This window comes from Komagataeibacter xylinus, assembly GCF_009834365.1.
GTDB classification, from domain to species: Bacteria; Pseudomonadota; Alphaproteobacteria; order Acetobacterales; family Acetobacteraceae; genus Komagataeibacter; species Komagataeibacter xylinus_D.
In genome coordinates, this window is sequence record NZ_CP041348.1 from 2282483 (window position 1) to 2307264 (window position 24782).

The 24782-nt window shown below is 62.6% G+C and carries 22 protein-coding genes and 3 tRNA genes; 22 read left to right on the top strand and 3 right to left on the bottom strand.

Annotation, left to right across the window (positions count from 1 at the left end; translation table 11 throughout):
- Nucleotides 1-12 precede the first annotated feature (12 nt).
- A complete protein-coding gene (locus FMA36_RS10870) occupies nt 13-393 on the top strand; it encodes a HesB/IscA family protein (RefSeq protein WP_159262314.1) in 381 nt (126 codons plus the stop codon).
- Between the two features lie 98 nt (nt 394-491).
- On the opposite strand, the gene FMA36_RS10875 is transcribed toward FMA36_RS10870, so the two are convergent.
- The 3 genes from FMA36_RS10875 to FMA36_RS10885 all read right to left on the bottom strand — a co-directional run bounded on the left by FMA36_RS10875 (nt 492) and on the right by FMA36_RS10885 (nt 4012).
- Nucleotides 492-1766 carry a class I SAM-dependent RNA methyltransferase gene (locus FMA36_RS10875; RefSeq protein ID WP_159262315.1) on the bottom strand — a complete coding sequence of 425 codons (1275 nt, stop codon included), beginning with the start codon at nt 1764-1766 and terminating at the stop codon, nt 492-494.
- Between the two features lie 11 nt (nt 1767-1777).
- Nucleotides 1778-3346: a DEAD/DEAH box helicase gene (locus FMA36_RS10880; RefSeq protein ID WP_159262316.1), complete on the bottom strand. Its 1569-nt coding sequence runs from the start codon at nt 3344-3346 to the stop codon at nt 1778-1780.
- A 213-nt stretch (nt 3347-3559) separates the two neighbouring features.
- Entirely contained in the window at nt 3560-4012 is a 453-nt protein-coding gene (locus FMA36_RS10885) for a CopD family protein (RefSeq protein WP_159262317.1), read from the bottom strand.
- 155 nt (nt 4013-4167) lie between these two features.
- On the opposite strand from FMA36_RS10885, the gene FMA36_RS10890 reads away from it, so the two are divergent.
- From FMA36_RS10890 to nuoL, 21 genes are all read left to right on the top strand, one after another.
- The gene (locus FMA36_RS10890; protein WP_159263870.1) at nt 4168-5613 is read left to right on the top strand and encodes an NAD(P)H-hydrate dehydratase; all 1446 of its coding nucleotides are present in this window, start codon (nt 4168-4170) and stop codon (nt 5611-5613) included.
- A gap of 81 nt (nt 5614-5694) precedes the next feature.
- Nucleotides 5695-5779: transfer RNA gene (locus tag FMA36_RS10895), tRNA-Leu, on the top strand.
- A gap of 97 nt (nt 5780-5876) precedes the next feature.
- The gene (tig, locus tag FMA36_RS10900; protein WP_159262318.1) at nt 5877-7214 is read left to right on the top strand and encodes a trigger factor; all 1338 of its coding nucleotides are present in this window, start codon (nt 5877-5879) and stop codon (nt 7212-7214) included.
- A 264-nt stretch (nt 7215-7478) separates the two neighbouring features.
- Entirely contained in the window at nt 7479-8114 is a 636-nt protein-coding gene (locus tag FMA36_RS10905) for an ATP-dependent Clp protease proteolytic subunit (protein WP_061272180.1), read from the top strand.
- 134 nt (nt 8115-8248) lie between these two features.
- Nucleotides 8249-9508 carry an ATP-dependent Clp protease ATP-binding subunit ClpX gene (clpX, locus tag FMA36_RS10910; RefSeq protein WP_078524412.1) on the top strand — a complete coding sequence of 420 codons (1260 nt, stop codon included), beginning with the start codon at nt 8249-8251 and terminating at the stop codon, nt 9506-9508.
- Nucleotides 9509-9670: 162 nt separating this feature from the next.
- A complete protein-coding gene (gene lon / locus FMA36_RS10915) occupies nt 9671-12163 on the top strand; it encodes an endopeptidase La (protein ID WP_159262319.1) in 2493 nt (830 codons plus the stop codon).
- 181 nt (nt 12164-12344) lie between these two features.
- A complete protein-coding gene (locus FMA36_RS10920; protein WP_061272185.1) occupies nt 12345-12632 on the top strand; it encodes an HU family DNA-binding protein in 288 nt (95 codons plus the stop codon).
- Between the two features lie 82 nt (nt 12633-12714).
- A tRNA-Val gene (locus tag FMA36_RS10925) sits at nt 12715-12789 on the top strand.
- Between the two features lie 33 nt (nt 12790-12822).
- A tRNA-Asp gene (locus FMA36_RS10930) sits at nt 12823-12899 on the top strand.
- A 292-nt stretch (nt 12900-13191) separates the two neighbouring features.
- On the top strand, nt 13192-13557 hold the full coding sequence (locus FMA36_RS10935; RefSeq protein WP_061272187.1) for an NADH-quinone oxidoreductase subunit A: 366 nt from the start codon (nt 13192-13194) through the stop codon (nt 13555-13557).
- 23 nt (nt 13558-13580) lie between these two features.
- Nucleotides 13581-14162 (top strand): NuoB/complex I 20 kDa subunit family protein, encoded by a 582-nt coding sequence (locus tag FMA36_RS10940; protein WP_078524409.1) that lies wholly within the window; start codon nt 13581-13583, stop codon nt 14160-14162.
- Between the two features lies 1 nt (nt 14163).
- Nucleotides 14164-14820, top strand: a complete 657-nt coding sequence (locus FMA36_RS10945; RefSeq protein ID WP_206065313.1) for an NADH-quinone oxidoreductase subunit C — start codon at nt 14164-14166, stop codon at nt 14818-14820.
- A gap of 4 nt (nt 14821-14824) precedes the next feature.
- Complete coding sequence (locus FMA36_RS10950) at nt 14825-16081, top strand: NADH-quinone oxidoreductase subunit D (RefSeq protein ID WP_110568827.1); 1257 nt, start codon at nt 14825-14827, stop codon at nt 16079-16081.
- 5 nt (nt 16082-16086) lie between these two features.
- A complete protein-coding gene (locus tag FMA36_RS10955) occupies nt 16087-16737 on the top strand; it encodes a complex I 24 kDa subunit family protein (RefSeq protein WP_159262321.1) in 651 nt (216 codons plus the stop codon).
- 5 nt (nt 16738-16742) lie between these two features.
- Nucleotides 16743-18068, top strand: a complete 1326-nt coding sequence (gene nuoF, locus FMA36_RS10960) for an NADH-quinone oxidoreductase subunit NuoF (RefSeq protein WP_159262322.1) — start codon at nt 16743-16745, stop codon at nt 18066-18068.
- Nucleotides 18069-18073: 5 nt separating this feature from the next.
- Complete coding sequence (gene nuoG / locus FMA36_RS10965; protein WP_159262323.1) at nt 18074-20140, top strand: NADH-quinone oxidoreductase subunit NuoG; 2067 nt, start codon at nt 18074-18076, stop codon at nt 20138-20140.
- A gap of 4 nt (nt 20141-20144) precedes the next feature.
- Nucleotides 20145-21167, top strand: a complete 1023-nt coding sequence (gene nuoH, locus FMA36_RS10970; RefSeq protein WP_159262324.1) for an NADH-quinone oxidoreductase subunit NuoH — start codon at nt 20145-20147, stop codon at nt 21165-21167.
- Nucleotides 21167-21655 carry an NADH-quinone oxidoreductase subunit NuoI gene (gene nuoI / locus FMA36_RS10975; protein ID WP_061272200.1) on the top strand — a complete coding sequence of 163 codons (489 nt, stop codon included), beginning with the start codon at nt 21167-21169 and terminating at the stop codon, nt 21653-21655. The genes nuoH and nuoI overlap by 1 nt, the downstream gene beginning before the upstream one ends.
- 78 nt (nt 21656-21733) lie before the next feature.
- Nucleotides 21734-22507: an NADH-quinone oxidoreductase subunit J gene (locus FMA36_RS10980; RefSeq protein ID WP_159262325.1), complete on the top strand. Its 774-nt coding sequence runs from the start codon at nt 21734-21736 to the stop codon at nt 22505-22507.
- On the top strand, nt 22500-22823 hold the full coding sequence (gene nuoK / locus FMA36_RS10985; protein WP_078524400.1) for an NADH-quinone oxidoreductase subunit NuoK: 324 nt from the start codon (nt 22500-22502) through the stop codon (nt 22821-22823). The genes FMA36_RS10980 and nuoK overlap by 8 nt, the downstream gene beginning before the upstream one ends.
- Before the next feature lie 5 nt (nt 22824-22828).
- Nucleotides 22829-24766 carry an NADH-quinone oxidoreductase subunit L gene (nuoL, locus tag FMA36_RS10990; RefSeq protein ID WP_159262326.1) on the top strand — a complete coding sequence of 646 codons (1938 nt, stop codon included), beginning with the start codon at nt 22829-22831 and terminating at the stop codon, nt 24764-24766.
- The last annotated feature ends 16 nt before the right edge of the window (nt 24767-24782 follow it).

A 24782-nucleotide genomic window follows, 5' to 3' on the forward strand; every position in this document is an offset into this window, starting at 1 on the left:
GGGGAATGTGCCATGACCGAACACCAGACAGCCACACCCGCAAAAGCCCCCGCCCGCCGCGCCCTGCCGCCGCTCATGACGCTGACGGACCGCGCAGCCGCCCGGCTGGAAAAACTCTACCAGACCAAGAACGCGGGCCACCTGCTGCGCATTGCGGTTTCAACCAAGGGGTGTTCGGGCCATGCCTATGACATGAGCTTTGTAGAAAAAGCCGGCCCTGGTGATGAAGTGGTGGTGGACAAGGGCGTGACCCTGCTCGTTGACCGCAAGGCGACGCTGTTCCTGATCGGCTCGGTGATGGATTACGAGGTCAGGCAGCTTGAATCCGGCTTTACCTTCACCAACCCCAATGAGAAGGGCCGCTGCGGCTGTGGGGAAAGCTTCCACGTCTGATTGCGATAAAGATAAAAGTTTTTGGGTGCCGCCTTTTTTCAAAAAGGCGGCGTTCTTTTAAGCTTTTGCAAAAAGCTTTACCAAAATTTTTCTCTGTTTTAGCGCCGGTGGTTTTTGCCCGTGCCCGGCAGCTTCAGCACGCACACGGCCTCGACCTCGGTTGACCACAGGAACTGGTCGATCACTGTCAGGCGCTCGAGCCGGTAGCCCAACTGTTGCAGCGGGGTCAGGTCGCGTTGCAGGGCAGCCGGGTTGCAACTGACATAAATGACATGGCGCGGCTTGCCTGCCACGATCTGTGCCATCTGGGCACCTGCACCCGAATGCGGCGGATCAAGCACAATGGCAGCAGCTTTTGCGACTTCCACCGCCATGACCGGCTGGCGGTTCAGGTCACGCAGCGCGGGCAGCACGCGGGTGCCGCCACTGGCCTGCTTGAGGCAGGCCAGCGCTGCCCGGTCCCCTTCATAGGCCAGCACCTTGGCATGGGCAGCAAGCGCAAAGGACAGCGTGCCACAGCCTGCATAAAGCTCGATAATGCCTGCCTTCAGCCCCTTGGTGGGGAGTGCAGCCAGCACGGCAGCCCTGATGGCATCCTCGCCGCTGCGTGCAGGTTGCAGGAAGGCACCAGGCGGCGGGGTGACGCGCACGCCATCAAAATGATGAAAGACCGGCCCGTTCAGTGCCAGCGTTTCAGGTGGCGTGCCGCCCAGCGAGATGCGCGGTATGCCATGCGCCTTGCTGAACTGGGCGAGGATGCGCCGGTCATTGGCATCCGGCGTGCCATCCATCGTAATCAGCAGGTCCGGCCCGCTATCGAGCAGGTTGATCTGCAGGTCACCACCCGCATGCACGCCGGGCAGCGAATGCAGCATCTCGCGCAGCGGGGCCAGCAGGGCAAACAGGGCAGGGTCGAGCAGGGTACACGCGGTCATGTCCACCACATCACCCCGGCGACGATGCAGGCCGAGCACGATATGCCGACCTTCGCGGCGGAAGGCCAGGTCAACGCGCCGCCGCCCCTGGGGGGCGACCTGCACGGTGGCAGGCGTGGGGATGGTGTCAAAACCTGCGCGGTGCAGCGCCTCGGTTACGCGGCCCGTCTTCCATGTCATCAGGGCAGGCAGCGCCACCTGCTGCAGGCGGCAGCCGCCGCACTGGCCAAAAAGGGCGCAGGGCGGCGTAATCCGGTCCGGGCCGGGGGTGATGACGCGCTCGAGTGCGGCGTGGGTGCCCTGTATCGTTCCAAGCTGCACCACATCACCCGGCACGGCGCCGGGCACGAATATCCGTCCTGCCGGGGTCTCGGCTATGCCATCCCCGTCATTGCCAAGCGCCACCACATCGGTGGCGCTGGCCATGTCCTGTTCCATGCCGGTTCTGTTTATTCGTCAGCCGGGACGACGGGCTTTTCCCGGCGCGGCAACTGCATGAAGGCCGGGATATCATCGCCAAACCCGGTAATGGCATGATCGGGAGCGGCCGGAAGCAGGCCCTGATCGCGGCGTCCCCCGCCCGTGGCGGGCGTAGAACGGCTGCGCGAGGGCTTGGGCGCGGGGGCGGCTGCTTCGTCAACCGGTGCCGCCGGGGCGGGGGCAGGAGTGGCTGCGTTGCTCTTGCGGCGCGAACCGCTCTCGGCACGGGATTTGCGACGACCGCCCGCGGGGCGCGGCTCATCCGACCATTCCAGGTTATCCACGCCTTTGACCTCAATTCGGGGTATGGGTTTGCCCGTCAGTTTCTCGATGGCCTGGGCAAGGCCTTCCTCGTCAGGCGTGGCGAGGCTGTATGCGTGCCCTGTGCGGCCCGCACGGCCGGTACGGCCGATTCGGTGCACATAATCCTCGGCATGGAACGGCAGGTCGAAGTTGAACACATGCGACAGGCCGCCAATGTCGATTCCACGTGCAGCAATGTCGGAGCAGACGAGGATTTTCAGTTCGCCTGACTTGAACGCCTCAAGGGTCGAGAACCGCACCGACTGCGGCAGGTCGCCATGCAGCGCGCCAGCCGAAAAGCCGTGCTTGATGAGGGATTTGCACAGCACATCCACATCACGCTTGCGGTTGCAGAACACGATGGCGTTCTGCATGTCCGCCTCACGCAGCAGCTTGCGCAGCGCGCGGCGCTTGTCAGCGCCATCGACAATGGCAAGGCCGGTCTCGATGGTGGAGGCCACCGAGGAGGGACGGCTGACCGTGATCTCCTTGGGGTTGCTCAGGAAGGCATCGGCCAGACGGCGGATTTCAGGCGCCATGGTGGCCGAGAAGAACAGCGTCTGGCGCAGCGGCGAGAGCATGCCCACGATCTTCTCGATATCGGGGATGAACCCCATGTCGAGCATGCGGTCGGCTTCATCGATCACCAGCAGTTTGGTCTGGGTCAGCAGCAGGCCACCGCGCTCGAACAGGTCGATCAGGCGGCCCGGCGTTGCAATCAGCACATCCACGCCGCGGTTGAGCACTTCCTTCTGCTCGGCCATGCTTTCGCCGCCAATCAGCAGCGCATGGGTCAGCTTGAGGTGCTTGCCGTAATTGACGAAATTCTCGGCAACCTGCAGGGCCAGTTCGCGCGTGGGCTCAAGGATCAGCGAACGCGGCATGCGCGCCCGGGCGCGTGAACCCTGAAGGATCTCGAGCATGGGCAGGGTAAATGAGGCCGTCTTGCCCGTGCCGGTCTGGGCCACGCCCAGCACGTCGCGGCCCATCAGCACATAGGGAATGGCCTGCGCCTGAATGGGGGTGGGATGACGGTATCCCATTTCATCAATGGCGCGCTGGATGGGCTCGGACAGGCCGAGTTCCGAAAACAGGGGCAGCGCCTCTTCCTGCGCCGGGGCGGCCTGTTCTGGCGCGTCAGGCGGCAGGGCCGCTTCCGTGCTGGCGGCGGGGGCCGGGGCAACCGCCTTCTTAGCGGAACGGGTCGGGGCGGGGGACGTTTTTTTGGCGCTCAAATTACTCTCGAACGTATCAGCAGATGAATATGGCCCCGTCCGATTGCCACCGTGTCGCGCTGTATCAGGCTGCCGTCCCTGATGTACCTGCAGCAATGCAGGGAAGGGGAGTGTGACACGCGACGGGGTTAAACCCCTCAGAGCGCCACATTCCCCGTGCCTATCTAGATTTGCAATGGAAATCAAGGGGGCGTGAGGTTACGCCTCATATTTTCAGAAAGGATGGGCCAGACAGGCGGTAATGATGGTCAGGATGCCGATGCCGGTGTTGAGCAGAACCAGCGAGCGGATCGAGTCGAACTGTCCCGGCTGCGGGCGCATGGCGCGGCGGGCCTTCTGGTAGGGGCCGAAATAGATGCGGGCGAATATGCCTGCCATGATCAGGCCGAACAGCTGCATGAGGTTGATCTGCCACGGCACGACCGCAAACCCGCCCTCATGATAGATCATGAGCCAGCCGCTTACGAGCACCATGGGCATGGTGTGCCACACGATGCGGAAGAAGCGGTTCAGCGTCTGCAGATGCACCGAGGCACGCTGCGTGGCATCAAGCAGGTTCAGGCTGGGCTTGAGCACGAAGGCCGCATACATCATGCCGCCAACCCAGGCCGCCATGCCTGTAATATGGAGTGCGAGCACAAGGCTCCAGACAATGGAAAGGGACATGAAGCCTCCTTGCGGGGGGTAAGGAATAAGGAAAACGCTCACCTGCCATAAAGCAGGATACGGGACGCTTGTTTCCTCATTCCTGTATCATGTGCAAGGCCAGTGCGGCAGCCAATTGCCGGGAAAGGGAAAAGAACATGCCCGCGAACGAACAGATGCAAGCCCCTCAGGCTACCCGCCTGGAGCTGCCCACGCCTGCGCAGATGGGGCAGATCGATGCCGCTGCCGCCCGCAGCGTGCCGGTGTCGGTGCTGATGGAAAACGCGGGCCGCGCCGTAGCCCGCGCCATACGCCAGCACATGCGCCCGTGCCGGGTGCTGGTGCTGTGCGGGCCGGGCAACAATGGCGGCGATGGCTATGTGGCCGCTCGCAGGCTGGCCGAGCAGGGCTGGCCGGTTTCGGTAGCAGCCCTTGCAGCCCCGCGCCCCGGCGGGGATGAGGCAGCTGCCGCTGCCCTGTGGCACGGGCCAATGGTGCCGTTTACGCCAAAAAGTGCCGCAGCCTTCGATCTGGTGGTCGATGCGGTGTTCGGCGCGGGGCTGAGCCGCGATGTGGCGCCCGATGTGGTGGCCGTGCTCAAGGCCGCGCGGCGCATCGTGGCCATCGACATGCCCAGCGGCGTGGATGGGGCGACGGGTGCCGTGCGCGGTGGTGCCATGCAGGCCGAGATGACCGTGACCTTCTGCCGCCTCAAGCCCGGCCACCTGCTGCTGCCCGGTCGCACCCTGTGCGGGCGCACGGTGCTGGCTGATATCGGCATTCCCGAATCCGCGCTCGAAGATGTTGCGATTCGTGCCTGGCGCAATGAACCCGGCCTGTGGCGCACGCCGGCCTGCACGGTCAGTTCCTATAAATACAGTCGCGGCGTGGTCAGCATCTGTGGCGGGCGCGAGATGCCGGGGGCAGCCCGGCTTTCCGCCGCGGGCGCGCGGGCGGCGGGGGCAGGGCTGGTGCGGCTGGCCGTGGGTGATAGCGCCGAGGTCTACCGCATGACCGCGCCTGCGGGCCTGATCGTGGATTCCGATCCGCTGGAAACCCTGCTGGAGGATCAGCGCCGTCATGTATGGGTGTGTGGCCCCGGCCTTTCGGTGGCGGAGGTGGCGGCAGTTCTGCCTGCCCTGGTGGCGGCAGGGCGCGCGGTGATTGCCGATGCCGGGGCCTTCAGTATGGCGGCAGGCCATCCCGGGCGGCTGAAGGGGGCTTCCATCATTACGCCACATATCGGCGAGTTCTCGCGTGTGTTCGGCAAGCCGGGTGCTGACCGGGTGGAAGCCGCGCGTGCGGCAGCCGTGTGCACGGGGGCCGTGACGGTGCTCAAGGGGCCGGATACCATCATCGCAGCACCTGATGGCCGCGTGGCGATCAATGAGCACGCTACCCCCATGCTGGGTACGGCGGGCTCGGGCGATACGCTGACCGGAATCATCGCCGCCATGCTCGCAGCCGGCATGCCCGCGTGGGAGGCGGCCTGTGCCGGGGTCTGGCTGCATGGTGATGCAGCATTGCATGCGGGCGAATGGCCGCTGGCCGAGGATTTCGACTGCCATATCGGCGCCGCCCGCCACCGGGCGGAGGGGCTGGCAAAAAAAGTTTTCGGCTGAAAAGCCCAATCCTTTTCCCTTCGCATCTTGCCCCATGGCCTGTGGTGCGCTAAAGCCGCGCGCTTACAGGCTGGGCACTGTGCGGGCGTGGTGGAATTGGTAGACACGCCAGATTTAGGTTCTGGTGGCGCAAGCCGTGGGGGTTCAAGTCCCTCCGCCCGTACCAATGATCCCGGCAAGTCGCGTTATGCGAGCAGACGTGGTGGCCCCAACCGGCTTCTTGCGTTCTTTGACACGTTCTGACCGAGAGGATGGCCTGGCAGATGCAGGTTACTGAAACGCTTTCCGATGGCCTGAAGCGCGGTTTCACCGTTACGGTGCCCGCAGCAGAAATCGAGAGCAAGCGCACCGCGCGCCTGAAAGAAGTTGGACAGTCCATGAAGCTGCCGGGTTTCCGCCCGGGCAAGGTGCCGATGAGCATCCTGCAGCAGCGTTTTGGCGAATCCGTGCAGGGTGAGGTGATGGAGCAGGTCGTAAGCGACGCGACCCGCACCCTGCTTGACGAGCGCGGCCTGCGCCCTGCCATGCAGCCGAAGGTTGACCTCGTTTCCGGCAGCGAGCCGGGCAGCAAGGAAGACCTGAAGTTCACGGTCGAATTCGAGATCCTGCCCGAGATCACCATTCCCGACCTGTCCACCCTGTCGCTCGTGCGCCTCAAGTCCGAGGTGAATGCCGAGACGGTGGACAAGGCGCTCAAGGAAATCGCAAGCCGCCAGCGCGAGTTCGAGAAGGTCGAGGAAGACCGCCCCGCCGCCGATGGCGACGTGGTGACGGTGGACTTCGTGGGCAAGGTTGACGGCACGGCCTTCGAAGGCGGCTCCGCTGACGACGTGAACGTCGAACTCGGCGGCGCGGGCTTCATCCCCGGTTTTGCCGAGCAGATCGTGGGCATGAAGGCCGGTGAAGAAAAAGTGATCACCGTCACCTTCCCCGCCGATTACGGCGCGGAGCACCTTGCGGGCAAGGAAGCCACCTTCGACATCAAGGTGAAGGAACTCAAGCGCCCGGTCGAAGCCAAGATCGATGACGAGCTGGCCAAGAAGCTCGGCTTCGAGGGGCTCGAGCAGGTGCGCGAACTGATCACGCAGCAGGTCACGCAGGAATACGACCAGCTTTCGCGCCTGCGCCTCAAGCGCGAGCTGCTCGACAAGCTGGCCGAGAAGACCGACTTCCAGGCCCCTCCGGGCATGGTGGATGCCGAGTTCAGCCAGATCTGGGCCCGTATCGAGGAAGACCGCAAGGCCGGTCGTCTCGATGAGGAAGACAAGGACAAGGACGAGGACACCCTGCGCGCCGACTATCGCAAGATTGCCGAGCGCCGCGTGAAGCTGGGCCTTCTGCTTGCCGAAATCGGTCGTGTGAACAACATCACCGTGACGCAGGAAGAAATCGTTCATGCCGTTCGGGCCGAAGCCGCGCGCTATCCGGGCCAGGAACAGGCCGTGTTCGAATATTTCGGCAAGAACCCGCAGGCGATCGATGGCCTGCGTGGCCCGATCTTCGAGAACAAGGTCATCGACTACATCGTCGAGCTGGCCAAGGTCGAGGATAAGGTCGTGACGCCGGAAGAGCTGGCCGAAATGCCGGAAGCTGACGTCTGATCCGCTCTCGCGGCATAGGTAACGCCTGCGGCGCGCGGAAGGGGACTTCCGCGCGCCGTATGTGTTTGTGGACAGGTGAACACGCGCGGATTGTGCGGCCCGTTTCTGGCAAAATGACAGGGGTGGGGTGGTATCTGGCGTGTTTGTCTCTATTTTGTCATAAGTAACCGGGAAGGGTCCGGCTGCGCCTGCGCTGTCCGTGCCTCCTGCACCGGGCACGTAACGTGGATCGGGCCCTTGCTTTTCAGGATCGGGAATATGGCTATGAGGGATCGGGATCCCGTAGAGATCTTCAATAACGCTCTGGTACCGATGGTGGTCGAGCAGACCTCCCGCGGAGAACGGGCATTCGACATCTATTCCCGCCTTCTGCAGGAACGGATCATCTTTCTCACCGGGCCGGTCTATGACCAGGTCTCGGCGCTGGTTTCCGCGCAGCTGCTTTATCTGGAAAGCGTGAACCCCAGCAAGGAAATCTCGTTCTACATCAACAGCCCCGGCGGCGTGGTGTCGGCGGGGCTCGCCATCTACGACACCATGCAGTACATCCGCTGCCCCGTCAGCACGGTGTGCATCGGGCAGGCGGCCTCGATGGGGTCGCTGCTGCTGGCCGGTGGCGAGAAAGGGCGGCGATTCGCGCTGCCCAACTCGCGTGTCATGGTGCACCAGCCTTCGGGCGGGGCGCAGGGCCAGGCCAGCGATATCGAGATCCAGGCGCAGGAAATCCTGACCATCCGCCAGCGCCTGAACGAGATCTACAAGGAGCACACCGGCCGCACGCTCGAGGAGATCGAGCAGAAGCTGGAGCGCGACAGCTACATGTCCGCTGAAGAGGCGCAGGCATTTGGCATTGTGGATGAAGTGGTCCGTCGTAACGTTGCGTCAAAACCTGCAGAGTAATCTGCATCAGGGAGCGCGTTCGCAGGCGCGCTCCCGGCCCCGGCGGGGAAGGGTTGCCTGCGGCGGTCCGGGCAGCGTTTTCCGCTCGGTCGCAAGGTATGGAGAAGTTCCCCTGAGCGGGAATAGGAGCGGTTATGAATAACAAGTCCGGCGATTCCAAAAATACGCTTTACTGCTCGTTCTGCGGCAAGTCGCAGCATGAGGTCCGCAAACTGATCGCCGGTCCCACCGTGTTCATTTGCGATGAATGCGTCGAATTGTGCATGGATATCATCCGCGAGGAGCACAAGACGCATCTGGTCAAGTCGCGCGACGGGGTGCCTACGCCGCGTGAAATCTGCAAGATTCTCGATGATTACGTCATCGGGCAGGGTCATGCGAAGAAGGTGCTGTCGGTGGCGGTGCATAACCACTACAAGCGCCTCGCCCACGCCCAGAAGAACAATGATGTCGAGATTGCAAAATCCAACATCATGCTCATCGGTCCCACCGGCTCGGGCAAGACCCTGCTGGCCCAGACGCTGGCCCGCATCCTGGATGTGCCCTTCACCATGGCCGACGCCACCACCCTGACCGAAGCGGGCTACGTGGGCGAGGATGTGGAGAACATCATCCTCAAGCTGCTGCAGGCGGCCGACTACAATGTGGAGAAGGCCCAGCGCGGCATTGTCTACATCGACGAGATCGACAAGATTTCGCGCAAGTCGGACAACCCCTCCATCACGCGTGACGTGAGCGGCGAGGGCGTGCAGCAGGCCCTGCTCAAGATCATGGAAGGCACCGTGGCCTCCGTGCCGCCGCAGGGCGGGCGCAAGCACCCGCAGCAGGAGTTCCTGCAGGTTGACACCACCAACATGCTGTTCATCTGCGGTGGCGCGTTTGCGGGGCTCGACAAGATCATCAGCGCGCGCGGCAAGGGCTCGGGCATTGGCTTTGGCGCCGATGTGCAGTCGCCCGACGAACGGCGCATGGGGGCCGTACTGCGCGAGGTCGAGCCTGAGGATCTGCTGAAATTCGGGCTGATCCCCGAGTTCATCGGTCGTCTGCCCGTGGTTGCCACGCTGGAAGATCTTGATGAGGCAGCCCTGATCGAGATTCTCACCAAGCCCAAGAACGCGCTCGTCAAGCAGTATGCCCGCCTGTTCCAGATGGAGGACGTGCAGCTTACCTTCACCGAGGATGCGCTGCGTCAGGTAGCCCAGCGCGCCATCGCGCGGCGTACGGGTGCGCGTGGCCTGCGTGCCATTCTCGAGAGCATCCTGCTTTCGACCATGTTCGACCTTCCCGGCCTGAAGAATGTCGAGGAAGTAGTGGTCAACAAGGAAGTGGCTGAGGGCAAGGCGCAGCCTGTCTATGTGTATGGCAAGAACCAGCCGGCTGAACAGTCCGCCTGACGGTCTGGCCGCTTTACGCCGAATTGTCGCCACCGGGCTTGTGGTGGTGGCGCGTCGTGACAACATTGAAGTGAGGTTGTCGCATATGCGGCGCAACGGATGGGTAGGCCACATGCCTGGGTGCCCATCCGGGATCGTCCATCAGGAGGTCAAAAAAACAATATGTCTGAAACTGACAGACTGACTCCCGTGCCCGAAGGCACGGAAAACACCGATACCAACACCACCAGTAATCCCGTCGCCACCACGCGTGGCGTGGAGGGAGCTGAAGATGATGCGCGCGACACGATTGCCGTGCTGCCCCTGCGCGATATCGTCGTCTTTCCGCACATGATCGTGCCGCTGTTCGTCGGGCGTGAGAAATCCGTCCGCGCGCTTGAAGCGGTAACGCGCAGCGACAAGCAGATCCTGCTCGTGGCCCAGAAGAACGCGGCGCAGGATGACCCCACGCCCGATGACATCTACCGCTACGGCACGGTTTCCACCATCCTGCAGTTGCTCAAGCTGCCCGACGGCACGGTCAAGGTGCTCGTTGAAGGGGGCAGGCGCGCCCATATCACCGCGCTGCACGAGGTCGATGGCCATTTCGAGGCCGAGATCGAGGACGTGCCCGAGCAGGAAACCGATGGCAAGGAAGCCGAGGCGATCGGCCGCACGCTGATCGGCCAGTTCGAGCAGTACATCAAGCTGAACAAGAAGATCGCGCCCGAGGTGCTGGTCTCTCTCAACCAGATTGATGACCTGTCGAAACTCGCGGACACCATTGCCAGCCACCTGAACCTGAAGATTCCCGAAAAGCAGGAAATCCTCGAGATCCAGGACGTGAACGCGCGCCTGGAGCGGGTTTTCGCGCATATGGAAGCCGAGATCGGCGTGCTGCAGGTGGAAAAGCGCATCCGTAACCGCGTGAAGCGGCAGATGGAGAAGACCCAGCGCGAGTACTATCTCAACGAGCAGCTCAAGGCGATCCAGAAGGAACTGGGCGAAGGCGAGGACGGCAAGGACGAGACCGCCGAGCTTGAGGAAAAGATCGCCAAGACCAAGTTGAGCAAGGAAGCGCGCGAAAAGGCCCTGGCCGAGCTGAAAAAGCTGCGGAGCATGAGCCCGATGTCCGCCGAGTCGACGGTAGTGCGCAACTATCTCGACTGGATTCTGGGTATTCCGTGGAAGAAGCGCTCGAAGGTCCGCCATGACCTGTCCGAGGCCCAGAAGGTGCTCGACACCGACCATTACGGGCTGGAGAAGGTCAAGGAACGTATCATCGAGTATCTGGCCGTGCAGAGTCGCGCCCAGAAGCTCAAGGGGCCGATCCTGTGCCTTGTGGGGCCGCCGGGCGTGGGCAAGACCTCGCTTGCCAAGTCCATCGCCAAGGCGACGGGGCGGCAGTATGTGCGCATGTCGCTTGGTGGCATGCGCGACGAGGCCGAGATCCGTGGCCACCGCCGCACCTATATCGGCTCGATGCCCGGCAAGATCATCCAGGGCATGAAGAAGGCCAAGACCTCGAATCCGCTGTTCCTGCTTGATGAGATCGACAAGCTTGGCGCCGACTGGCGCGGCGATCCGTCTTCGGCCCTGCTTGAAGTGCTGGACCCCGAGCAGAATTCGACCTTTGGCGATCACTATCTGGAGGTCGATTATGACCTGTCGGATGTGATGTTCATCACCACCGCCAACAGCCTGAACATGCCCCAGCCGCTGCTGGACCGCATGGAGATCATCCGCCTGTCGGGTTACACGGAGGATGAGAAGGTCGAGATTGCCAAGCGCCATCTGCTGGGCAAGCAGACGGCTGCCAACAACCTCAAGCCGGGCGAGTGGTCGGTGTCGGATGATGCCCTGCGCGAGCTGATTCGCAGCTACACGCGTGAGGCGGGCGTGCGTAACCTCGAGCGCGAAATCGCGACACTGGCCCGTAAGGCTGTGACCGAGATCGTGACCGGCAAGGCCAGGACCGTGACGATCACGGCCGAAAATCTTGAGCAATACGCAGGCGTAAAGCGCTTCCGCCACGGCGAGACCGAGTCGGAAGACATGGTCGGAGTCGTGACCGGGCTGGCCTGGACCGAAGTGGGCGGGGAAATCCTGACCATCGAAAGCGTGATGGTGCCCGGCAAGGGCAACATCAAGCTGACCGGCAAGCTTGGCGATGTGATGAAGGAAAGTGTCGCGGCAGCATTGTCCTATGTGCGTAGCCGCGCAGTGACCTTTGGCATCAGCCCCGACCTGTTTGAAAAGCGCGACCTGCATGTGCATGTGCCTGAAGGGGCCACGCCCAAGGATGGCCCTTCGGCTGGTATCGCCATGGCCACCTCGATCGTGAGCGTGATGACGGGAATCCCCGTGCGGCGCGACGTGGGCATGACCGGCGAAATCACGCTGCGTGGCCGCGTGCTGCCGATTGGCGGCCTGAAGGAGAAGCTGCTGGCTGCCCATCGTGCCGGGCTGCGCACCATCTTCATCCCCAAGGATAACGAGAAAGATCTCGTTGATATCCCCACGGTGGTGACCGAGGCGCTGACCATCCTGCCGGTCTCGCATGTGGATGAAGTGATTGGTCAGGCACTCGTGGAAAAGCCCGAGCCGATCGAGTGGACGGAGCCGGTGGCAGCACCCTCCGCCGAAGGCGCCACGACACCTGCATTGACGCATTGAGCGCTGTAGGGCAGGGGTGCGTGGTCGCAAAAATGTCATGAAGGAGGGGAATGACGGTTTTCTCTGTCATTCCCCGAATTCTGTTGGTTGACGTGAGAAAAAACAGCGGCATAGTGCGAGCAGAAATGCGGCGCGATGTTTGAACGATTGCGTAAGCGCACAGTACAAAGAAAGGCGTAAAATGGAGAAGCCACTTAACAAGCAGGAACTGGTTGCTGCGGTAGCCGAGGAAGCCGATCTGGCCAAAGCCAAGGCTGGCGAAGTGGTTGATGCGGTTTTCGGTGCAATCGAAAAGGCGCTGGCAAACAATCAGGAAGTCCGTCTGGTCGGTTTCGGCACGTTTGTCACGGCGACCCGCAAGGCCGCCAAGGGCCGCAACCCCCGCACGGGTGAACCGCTGGACATTCCGGAATCCACGTCCGTGCGTTTCAAGCCGGGCAAGAACCTGAAGGAAGCGGTCAGCAAGTAAGACCGCCTGTTTTCAGGAAAAAAAGAGGGGGCAATCCATTTTTCGGGTTGCCCCCTTTTTTGTAATCCCTTACTAGGGGCGCGGGCGATTAGCTTAGCGGTAGAGCATCTCGTTTACACCGAGAGGGTCGGCGGTTCGATCCCGTCATCGCCCACCATGTTTCCTGTTGCAGTACAGGAACATGCCCCATGCGGGTGTAGCTCAGTTGGTTAGAGCGCCGGCCTGTCACGCCGGAGGTCGCGGGTTCGAGCCCCGTCACTCGCGCCATTATGGCGCAGCCATCATCATAATGTTCCGCACCACGCCAGATGCCATTGCGCTGGCGTTTTTTTGTGCCGGTTTTTCCACACGGAAAAATGAGAATAATAAATCGTACCATTATAGTCATGACAGGGCAGTGTTAACGGAAGCGTTACTGTATTCAGCCTCACGGTAATGTTCATGAGTGCACACGGTTAAGTAACTGTTCCCCCCACCGGGTTGGGTCTAGCATCCCTTCAGCCACATATAAGTCGATAAAGACACCGGGCGGCGTATTAACAGGTTGGGAACACGGAAGATGCATTCCGTTATCGCTGATTATTTGCCCGTACTGATATTCGGGTGCATTGCTGTGGTGATCGCGGGGGCCATGCTGGGCAGCTCGCTGCTTTTTGGCCACCAGAAACCCTATGCCGAGAAAACGTCGGCCTATGAATGTGGTTTCGAGGCATTTGACAATGCCCGCCGCCGTTTTGACGTGCGGTTCTATCTGGTGGCGATCCTGTTCATCATTTTCGACCTTGAGGTCGCTTTCCTCTTTCCCTGGGCGCTCAGCCTGTCGCGGATCGGCTGGTTCGGCTTTGCCTCCATGATGGGTTTCCTCGGCGTTCTGGTGGTCGGCTTCATTTACGAATGGAGCAAGGGCGCGCTGGACTGGGATTGAGCATGACAAGGGGAGGCGCCCCAATGGGCAACGATGATACCTCAGGGCCGGGTCGGCCCGCTGACAGCATTGCCTGGAACCGCGACATGCTGCCCCCGGGGCCGGAGCAGGATGCGGTGATAAAAGGCATCACCGGCGAGATGACGGAAAAGGGCTTTGTCGTCGCCAGTCTCGACAAGCTGGTCAACTGGGGGCGCACCGGCAGCCTGTGGCCCATGTCATTCGGGCTGGCCTGCTGTGCTGTCGAGATGATCCACGCCTACATGCCGCGCTACGATCTTGACCGCATGGGCATCATTCCGCGCGGCTCGCCACGCCAGTCCGATGTAATGATCGTGGCGGGCACGCTCACCAACAAGATGGCACCGGCGCTGCGCCGGGTGTACGACCAGATGGCCGAGCCGCGCTGGGTCATCTCCATGGGGTCATGCGCCAACGGGGGCGGGTATTACCATTATTCCTATTCCGTCGTGCGAGGGTGTGACCGGATCGTGCCGGTGGATGTGTACGTGCCCGGCTGCCCGCCCACGGCGGAGGCACTGATCTACGGCATCCTGCAACTGCAGAAAAAGATCCGCAGGACAGGGACAATCCGCCGTGGCTGATGTGCAGAACCTTCCCGCAAGCCAGCCGCGCGGGGTCACGGGTAGCCTGGGGTCGATCAGCTTCCGGCTTTCCACAGCCGTGCCGGGCATCATGTCCGCCGGCATCGAAAAGGGCGAACTCGTGGTGCGCACCACGCGCGACCGTCTGCTCCCGCTCATGTCCATGCTGCGCGATGATCCGCTTTATGCCTGCCAGCAGGTGATGGACATATGCGGCGTGGACTTTCCCGACCGGGCCGAGCGGTTCGAGGTGGTCTACAACCTGCTGTCAGTCACCCATAACCACCGCATCCGCGTGATCGTGACCACGGACGAGACCCATCCCGTGCCGTCGGTGCACCAGCTCTGGCCTGCCGCTACATGGTGGGAGCGCGAGGCGTATGACCTGTTTGGCATCCTGTTTACCGACCAGCCGGACCTGCGCCGCATCCTGACCGATTACGGCTTCGAGGGGCATCCGCTGCGCAAGGACTTCCCGCTGACCGGCTATGTCGAGATGCGGTACGACGAGGAGCGGCGGCAGGTGGTCTATGAGCCGGTCGATCTGGTGCAGGACTTCCGCAATTTCGACTTTGAATCGCCATGGGAAGGCATCCTGACCCTGCCTGGCGATGAAAAGGCCCATGCCGACCGCCATGACATCAAGCGAAAGGGATAAGCCGATGAGCGATGTCACCCTTCGTAGCGATACGGACATTCCCGACAGCCTGCTGCCAGAAGAGCCCGATGGCGAGGTAAAGCGCCATGTGGTGGAAATTGATTCCCACGCGCTGAACTTCGGCCCCCAGCATCCCTCCGCCCACGGCGTGCTGCGCCTGGTGCTGGAGATGGAAGGCGAAGTCGTGGCCCGCGCCATCCCGCATGTGGGGCTTTTGCATCGTGGCACGGAAAAGCTGATCGAGTACAAGACCTACCCCAAGGCGCTGCCCTATTTTGACCGACTCGATTACGTCTCGCCCATGTGCGAGGAGCAGGCCTTCGCGCTGGCGGTGGAAAAGCTGCTCAACATCGAGGCCCCGGACCGCGCGAAGTGGATCCGGGTGATGTTTGCCGAGATCACGCGCATCCTCAACCACATCCTCAACCTGACCTCCTTCGGGCTGGATTGTGGTGCGCTCACCCCCGCGCTGTGGGGGTATGAGGAACGCGAGAAACTGATCGAGTTCTATGAGGCCGCATCGGGCGCGCGCTTTCATGCCAATTACGTCCGCCCCGGCGGCGTATCGCGCGATCTGCCCGCGGGGCTTGAGGAACGCATAGCCAACTGGGCGCGTACCTTTCCGCAATGGATTGATGACCTTGAATCCCTGCTGACCAGCAACCGGATCTGGAAACAGCGCACGGTGGGCATTGGCGTATTCACCACCGAGCAGGCGCTGGCCTGGGGCTTCAGCGGGCCGTGCCTGCGGGCCTCGGGCGTGCCGTGGGACCTGCGGCGCAGCCAGCCCTACGATAATTACGACAAGGTGCAGTTCAACGTGCCCGTAGGCCGGCAGGGCGACTGTTATGACCGCTACCTCGTGCGCGTGGCCGAAATGCGCGAGAGTGTCAGCATCATCAACCAGTGCCTCGAGCAGATCCGTCCCGGCCCGGTGAAGGTGCGCGATCACAAGATCACGCCACCACCCCGGCGCGAGATGAAGCGCTCGATGGAGGCGCTGATCCATCACTTCAAGCTGTTTACCGAAGGCTATCACGTGCCGCCGGGTGCGACCTACACCGTGACCGAAACGCCCAAGGGCGAGTTTGGCGTGTATCTGGTGGCTGATGGCAGCAACCGGCCGTATCGCTGCAAGATCCGGCCTACGGGTTTTTCCCATCTTCAGGCCATTGATGAGATGTCGCGCCGCCACATGCTGGCGGATGCCGTGGCCATTATCGGGTCGCTCGACCTGGTGTTTGGCGAGATTGACAGGTGACCGACATGTCCACCCAGCCCACTGCGCCCACGGGCGTGGAACCTACCCATTTCGCATTTGATGCCGAGAGCGAGCAGCAGATTGCGGTGATCCTTGCCAAATACCCGCCCGAGCGCAAGGCAAGCGGCGTGCTGCCGTTGCTTTACGTGGTGCAGAAGCAGATGGGCCGCCAGACCGGCAGCGCGTGGATACCGCGCATTGCCATGGACGTCGTGGCCGAACGCCTCGATATGGCGCCGATCCGGGTTTATGAGGTCGCGACTTTCTACCTCATGTTCAACACGAAGCCGATCGGGCGCTACCACCTGCAGGTCTGCACCACCACCTCGTGCTGGCTGCGCGGGTCGGATGATGTGACGGCGGCGTGCAAGAAGGCCGCGGGCATCAGGGCATTTGGCGAGACGAGTGCAGACGGCCTGTTCACCCTGACGGAGGTGGAATGCCTCGGCGCCTGCGCCAATGCCCCGATTTTGCAGGTTGATGATGATTACTACGAAGATCTGGACGGCCCGCGCACGGTTGAGCTGATCGAGGCGCTCAAGCGCGGGGAGCGGCCCACGCCCGGCCCCACCATCGACCGCCTGAACTCCGCCCCCGCAGGCGGGCGCAAGGTGCTGGTGGATGATGCGGCGGCCAAGCCGCAGGGGCAGGGGTAAAACGCATGTTGCAGGACAAGGATCGTATCTTCACCAACCTGTATGGCCAGAATGACTGGACGCTGGCCGGGGCCCGCGCCCGGGGCGACTGGGATGGCACGGCGGAAATCCTCGCGCGCGGGCGCGATGCCATCATCGGCGAGATGAAGGCATCAGGCCTGCGCGGTCGCGGCGGGGCGGGCTTTCCCACCGGGGTCAAATGGTCGTTCATGCCGCGCAAGAATGACGGGCGACCGCATTATCTCGTCATCAATGGCGATGAGTCCGAACCCGGCACCTGCAAGGACCGCGAGATCCTGCGCCACGACCCGCATAAGCTGGTGGAAAGTGCGCTGATCGCCTCCTTCGCCATGGGGGCGCATGCGGCCTACATCTATATTCGCGGCGAGTTCTATAACGAGGCCATGCACCTCCAGCATGCCATTGACGAGGCATACGAGGCGGGGCTGATCGGCAAAAACGCCTGCGGCTCGGGTTGGGATTTTGACTTCTACATCCATCGCGGCGCGGGTGCTTACATATGCGGTGAGGAAACGGCCCTGCTTGAAAGCCTTGAGGGCAAGAAGGGCCAGCCGCGCATGAAGCCGCCTTTCCCCGCAGCAATGGGCCTGTATGGCTGCCCCACCACGGTCAATAACGTGGAAAGTATTGCGGTCTCGGCCACCATCCTGCGGCGCGGGGCGGCATGGTTCTCGGGGCTGGGGCGGCCCAATAACGCGGGCAGCAAGCTCATGGCCATATCGGGCCACGTCAACACGCCCTGCGTGTTTGAAGAAGAGCTTGGCGTGCCGATGCGCGAAATCATTGAAAAGCATGGCGGTGGCGTGCGCGGCGGCTGGGACAACCTGCTCGCCGTCATTCCCGGTGGCTGCTCGGTGCCCATGCTGCCGCGTGATGTATGTGAAAACGTGCTGATGGATTACGACAGCCTGCGCGCCGAAGGCTCCGGCCTTGGCACCGGCTGCATGATCGTGATGGACAAGTCCACCGACATCATCGCGGCCATCGCCCGGTTCTCGAAATTCTTCAAGCATGAAAGCTGTGGCCAGTGCACGCCGTGCCGCGAGGGTACGGGCTGGATGATGCGCATCATGGAACGCATGGTGGAAGGCCGCGCCGAGATCGAGGAAATCGACATGCTCGAGCAGGTCACCCGCCAGGTGGAAGGCCACACCATCTGCGCGCTGGGCGATGCGGCGGCATGGCCCATACAGGGGCTGATCCGCCGGTTCCGACCGGTGATGGAAGAACGCATCCACGCCTACAAGGCGGCCCATGGCGGCAGCCGGCCGGTGCAGGTGCCCACCGGCCTTGTTGAAGCGGCGGAGTAGGAACAGTGGTCAAAGTAACCGTTGACGGTATTGTGGTTGATGTAGCCCCCGGTTCTTCCGCGCTGCAGGCGTGCGAGGCGGCGGGCAAGGAAATACCGCGCTTTTGCTACCATGAGCGGCTTTCGGTCGCGGGTAACTGCCGCATGTGCCTTGTTGAAGTATCGGGCGGGCGCAAGCCGGTGGCTTCTTGCGGCTTTCCCATCAGCAATGGCATGCAGATCTTTACCGACACCGCGGTTGTGCGCCGCGCGCGTAAGGCGGTAATGGAGTTCCTGCTCATCAATCACCCGCTTGACTGCCCCATCTGTGATCAGGGCGGCGAGTGCGACCTGCAGGACCAGGCCTTCGGCTACGGGGCAGACCATTCGCGCTACCGCGAGAACAAGCGCGCGGTGACCGACAAGTATCTCGGCCCGCTGGTCAAGACGGTCATGACGCGCTGCATCCAGTGCACGCGCTGCATCCGCTTCTCCACCGAGGTGGCGGGCGTGCCGGAACTTGGTGGCGTATCACGCGGCGAGAACCTCGAGATCACCAATTACGTCGAGAAGGCGCTGACATCCGAGCTATCAGGGAACCTGATCGACATCTGCCCCGTGGGCGCGCTGACCTCGCAGCCCTACGCCTTCAGCGCGCGGCCGTGGGAGCTCAAGCGCACGGACTCGATTGATGTGTGCGATGCGGTGGGCACCAACATTGTCATGCAGGCACGCGGGGCATCGGTGCTGCGCATCGTGCCGCGCATCAATGATGAAGTGAACGAGGAGTGGCTGGCCGACAAGGGGCGCTTCGTGGTCGATGGCTTCCGCCGCCGCCGCCTTGACCGGCCCTGGGTGCGGGTGGAAGGCAAGCTCCAGCCTGCAAGCTGGGCGGATGCGTTCTCGCTCATTGCAACGCGCCTCAAGGGCGTGCCGGGTGCGCGCATCGGTGCGATCGCAGGTGACATGTGCGATGCCGAGAGCCTGATGGCGCTGAAAGACCTGATGGGCATGCTCGGCTCGCCCAATATCGACTGCAGGCAGGACGGCGCGCACTACGATACATCCCGCCGTGACTTTTACACTTTCAATACCGGCATTGCCGGTATTGATGAGGCGGATGCGCTGCTGATCGTGGGCTCCATCCCCCGGCAGGAAGCCCCGGTGCTCAACGCCCGCATCCGCCGGCGGTTTGTTGATGCGGGGCGGGGCAAATTCCCCATCGCCATGATCGGCGCGCCCAATGCCGACCCGACCTACACTGCCACCGTGCTGGGCGAGGGGCCGGACACGCTGGCAAAGCTCGCGGCAGGCGACCTGCCCTTTGCCGAGGTGCTGGCAAACGCCAAAAACCCCATGATCATCGTGGGCCACGGCGCGCTGACCCGCCCCGACGGGCAGGCCATTGCAAACGCATGCTGGAATCTTGCAGTGCAGTCGGGCGCCATCCGCCCCGACTGGCACGGCTTCAACGTGCTGCACACGGCAGCGAGCCGTGTGGCCGGGCTGGACCTCGGCCTCGTGCCCGGCCCGCAGGGGCATGACGTGGCGGGCATGCTGGGCGGTGGCGTGGACGTGCTGTGGCTGATGGGGGCCGATGAGTTCGCGGTGCATGACATCGGTCAGGACACGTTTGTCATCTATCAGGGCCACCATGGTGATGCAGGAGCCGCGCGGGCGGATGTGATCCTGCCCGGCGCGCTCTATGCCGAAAAGCCGGGCACCTACACCAATACCGAAGGGCGCGTGCAGCAGGCTTTCCGTGCGGTCATGCCGCCAGGCGAGGCGCGTGAGGACTGGCGTATCCTGCGTGCCTTCTCGGAGGTGGCGGGCCGCAAGTTGCCCTATGATACGATCGAGGCCCTGCGCGCGCGCATGGCACAGGCGCATCCGGCCTACGGGCAGGCGGAACACAGGCGGCTTGGCGCAGCGGACACCACGGCCCCCCAGCCGGGCAGCGTGGCGGTGGCGGCAACGCCCTTTCACCCGGTCATTGCCGATTATTACCTGACCCATGCCGTGTGTCGCGCAAGCCCGACCATGGAAACCTGTTCGGGGATATACGTGCGCCCCGCAACCGAGGCGGCGGAGTAGGGACATGGCGGATTTCTTCTATCACACCACGCTTGGCCAGATTTTGCTGATCGTGCTGGAATCGCTGGCGGTACTCGTGCCGCTGCTGCTTGGCGTGGCCTATCTTACGCTGGCCGAGCGCAAGGTGATGGCCGCGATGCAGCTGCGCAAGGGGCCGAACGTGAACGGTCCGTTCGGCGTGCTCCAGGCCTTTGCCGATGCCATCAAGATGCTGACCAAGGAGACAGTCATTCCATCAGGTGCCAACCGGATGCTGTTCCTGTTCGCGCCGTTCCTCACCTTCTCGCTGGCCATGATCGCGTGGGCGGTCATTCCCACCGGCAACGGGCTGGCCATTGCCAACATCAATGTGGGCATTCTCTATCTGCTGGCCATCTCCTCGCTCGGTGTTTACGGCATGCTGATCGCGGGCTGGGCGTCGAACTCCAAATACGCCTTTCTCGGCGGGCTGCGCTCGGCTGCGCAGATGGTGTCGTATGAAGTGTCCATCGGGCTGGTGATCGTGTCGGTGCTGCTGGCGGTGGGCAGCCTCAACCTGAACGACATCGTGCTGGCGCAGCGGCATGTGTGGTTCTGCCTGCCCATGTTCCCGATGTTCATTGTCTTTTTCATCTCGGCGCTGGCCGAGACCAACCGCGCGCCGTTCGACCTGCCCGAGGGCGAGAGTGAACTGGTGGCAGGTTTCTTTGTGGAATATTCGGCGCTCGCCTTCGGCCTGTTTTTTCTGGGTGAATACGCGAACATGTTTCTCATGTCCGGCATGGTCAGCATCCTGTTTCTCGGTGGCTGGCTGCCGCCGCTGGCCATTGCACCCTTTACATGGATACCGGGGCCCCTGTGGCTGATCGCCAAGATCCTGTTCTGCCTGTTCGTGTTCATCTGGGTGCGCGCAACATTCCCCCGCTACCGTTACGACCAGTTGATGCGACTGGGCTGGAAGGTGTTCCTGCCGTTCTCGCTGGCGTGGATGGTGCTGACGGCGGGGTTCCTGATGGTAACGGGCCTTCTGCCCGGAGGAGCAGGCTGATGAATGCGTTGACCAAAGCCGCCCGTTCCATGCTGCTCGCCGAACTTGCAGCAGGCATGGGGGCAACGCTGAAGGCGTTTTTCAAGCCCAAGGCCACGATCAACTACCCCTACGAGAAAGGTGTGCTCTCGCCTCGCTTTCGTGGCGAGCACGCGCTGCGTCGCTACCCCAATGGGGAGGAACGCTGCATTGCGTGCAAGCTGTGCGAGGCGACATGCCCCGCCGAGGCGATTACCATCGAGGCCGAACCGCGCGATGACGGCTCGCGCCGCACCACGCGCTACGACATCGACATGACCAAATGCATCTATTGCGGCCTGTGCGAGGAAGCCTGCCCGGTCGATGCGATTGTCGAGGGGCCGAATTATGAGTTCGCGACCGAAACCCGCGAAGAACTGATGTACGACAAGGACAAGCTGCTGGCCAATGGCGACCGCTGGGAAAGCGTGCTGGCCCGCAGGCTCGAGCTTGATGCCCCGTACCGCTGAACGTGCATGGCCGCCCCGGCCCATGTCGGGGCAGCCTTGCCAGCAGGAGGAAACATCCATGCGGCAGGAAACCTACCCATGATGACCCAGATTGTCTTTTACGTTTTTGCTGCGGTTCTGGTCCTGTCCGCCACCATGGTGGTGAGCGCGCGCAACCCGGTGCATTCGGTGCTGTTCCTGATCCTTGCGTTCTTCAACGCAGCAGGCCTGTTCCTGATTGCAGGCGCCGAGTTCCTGGCGATGACGCTGGTCATTGTCTATGTGGGCGCGGTCGCGGTCCTGTTCCTGTTCGTGGTCATGATGCTGGATGTCAACTTCACGCAGATGCGTGAAGGCGTGCAGCGTTATGCGCCCATTGGTGGTGTTGTGGGTGGCGTGCTGCTGGTTGAACTGCTCATGGCGTTCATGCACTGGCGGTCGGCTTCCAATATCGGGCAGATCGCGCATCTCGCGCCCTCATCGCCCACGCGCACCAATACGGCGGCGCTCGGCGATGTGATCTACACCCACTACATCTTCCTGTTCCAGACCTGCGCGCTGGTGCTGCTTGTCGCCATGATCGGGGCCATCGTGCTCACCCTGCGCGAGCGGCCCACCGGGCGGCGGCAGAACATCGACCGCCAGCACGACCGCACCGCCGCTGATTCACTTGAAATGCTGCAGGTGCCGCTTGGCGCGGGCGTTGATGCGCAGGGCGGCTTCCTGCGCCCGCATGAAAGCTACGACATCGCTGCCGTGCCCGGCACCTATGGCACCGAGGCCTGGCGCGTGGCGGAGGCACACGAAACAGCCAGCACCGCGCTGGTGATCACAACGCCTGCGCACGGCACGAAAGGAGAGGGCGATGAATAGCCCGATTGAGGCCATCGGCCTGACACCCTACCTGAGCATTGGCGCGATCCTGCTGGTGCTGGGGGTGTTCGGCATTTTTCTCAACCGCAAGAACGTCATCATCATCCTGATGTCGATCGAGCTGATCCTGCTTTCGGCCAATATCAATTTCGTGGCGTTTTCAGCGGCTACCGGCGACCTGTCGGGTCAGGTGATGACCCTGTTCGTGCTGACCATCGCGGCTGCGGAATCCGCCATCGGGCTGGCCATTGTCACGGTGTATTTCCGTAATCGCGGCTCGATTGAAGTCGACGATATTACGATGATGAAGGGGTAAGGGAAATGCAGGCGGCATCCTTCCTTTTTGAAGTCGCGGTCTTCGCGCCCCTGATCGGGTTTCTGCTCGCTGGTGGCTTTGGCCGCCTGATGGGTGATGGCGCGGCGCGGTTCACCACAATTGCCCTCATGCTGTGTGCGGCGCTGTCCGCCATTGGCGTGCTGGGGTTCGAGATGGGGGGCGTGAACCCCATCGTCGTGCCCGTGGCGGACTGGATCCACGCGGCAGGCTTTACGGCCGACTGGCAATTGCGCATGGACATGCTCTCGGTTAGCGTGGTGGCCATGGTCACGACCGTGTCGCTGCTGGTGCATGTGTACAGCGTGGGCTACATGGCGCACGACGCGCAGCCGGTCTACCGCTTCTTTGCCTATCTCTCGCTGTTCACTTTCGCCATGCTCATGCTGGTCACGTCCGACAACCTGCTTCAGCTCTTCTTCGGCTGGGAAGGGGTGGGGCTGGCGAGCTACCTGCTGATTGGCTACTGGTATGACCGCCCCGCCGCGTGTGCTGCGGCCATCAAGGCGTTCGTGGTCAACCGCATTGCCGACCTGTTCTTCCTTGTCGGCATCTCGCTCATCTACATCCGGCTGGGCAGCGTGTCGTATGATGCGATCTTCGCCGCCATTCCCTATCACGTGCATGACACGTTCCAGCTTTTCGGCACGCATCCGCTGCTGGAGGTGATCGCCACCCTGCTGTTCATCGGCGCCATGGGCAAGTCGGCGCAGCTTTTCCTGCACACCTGGCTGCCCGATGCGATGGAGGGGCCAACCCCGGTCTCGGCGCTGATTCACGCGGCCACCATGGTCACGGCGGGCGTGTTCCTGATGGTGCGCATGTCGCCGCTGGTGGAACTCGCCCCCATAACCCGCGACTTCATTATTCTCATTGGCGGCACCACCAGCTTCTTTGCCGCCACCGTGGGGCTGGTTCAGCCCGATATCAAGCGTACCATTGCCTATTCCACCTGCTCGCAGCTTGGCTACATGTTCGTGGCCGTTGGCGTGGGGGCATATCAGGCCTCGATGTTCCACCTCACCACGCATGCTTTCTTCAAGGCGCTTTTGTTCCTTGGCGCGGGCTGCGTGATCCATGCCGTGCATGACGAACAGGACATGTTCCGCATGGGCGGGCTGTGGCGGAAGATCCCCTATACCTACGCCGCCATGTGGATTGGCAGCCTCGCGCTGGCCGGTATCTTTCCGTTCGCGGGCTACTGGTCGAAGGACGCTATTTTAGAGGCCGCATGGATGTCGGGTTCCTCCATGGGCCATTATGGCTGGATGATGGGCTGCATCACCGCGTTCCTCACCGCTCTGTATAGCTGGCGGCTGATCTTCCTGGTGTTCCATGGCAAGCCGCGTGATGCCCACCTGCATGAGGGCGCGCATGAAAGCCCGCCTTCGATGATGGTGCCGCTCGCGGTCCTGTCGGTCGGCGCCGTGCTGGCGGGCGTGGTGCTGGCGCCGTTCTATGTAGGTGCCAACCAGGCCGGGTTCTGGGGCGGGGCGATTGCCAGCCTGCCGGGGCATGACATCATGGAGCGCCTTGAACAGACGCCGGACCTGATTGCGCTGGTGCCGACCTTCGCAGGCGTTGCGGGCATTGCCGTGGCCTATCTGTGCTACATGGCAAGCCCCGGCATTCCGGCTACGCTGGCCCGCAGCCTGCGCCCGCTTTACCTGTTCCTGCTCAACAAATGGTATTTCGATGAGGTGTACGATGCCGTGTTCGTGCGCCCCTACCGTGCGCTGGCGCGGCTGTTGTGGAAGGGCGCTGACGAAGGCGTGGTCGAGGCCATACCCGAAGGGCTGGCCCGCCTGACTGCAGGTAGTGCCGGGCAGGCCGTGCGGGTGCAGACCGGGTCGATGGCGGTCTATGCCTTTTCCATGCTGATCGGGCTGGTGGTGCTGCTGACCACCATCCTGTTCGCCCGCTAACCCCAGCGATGTCAGG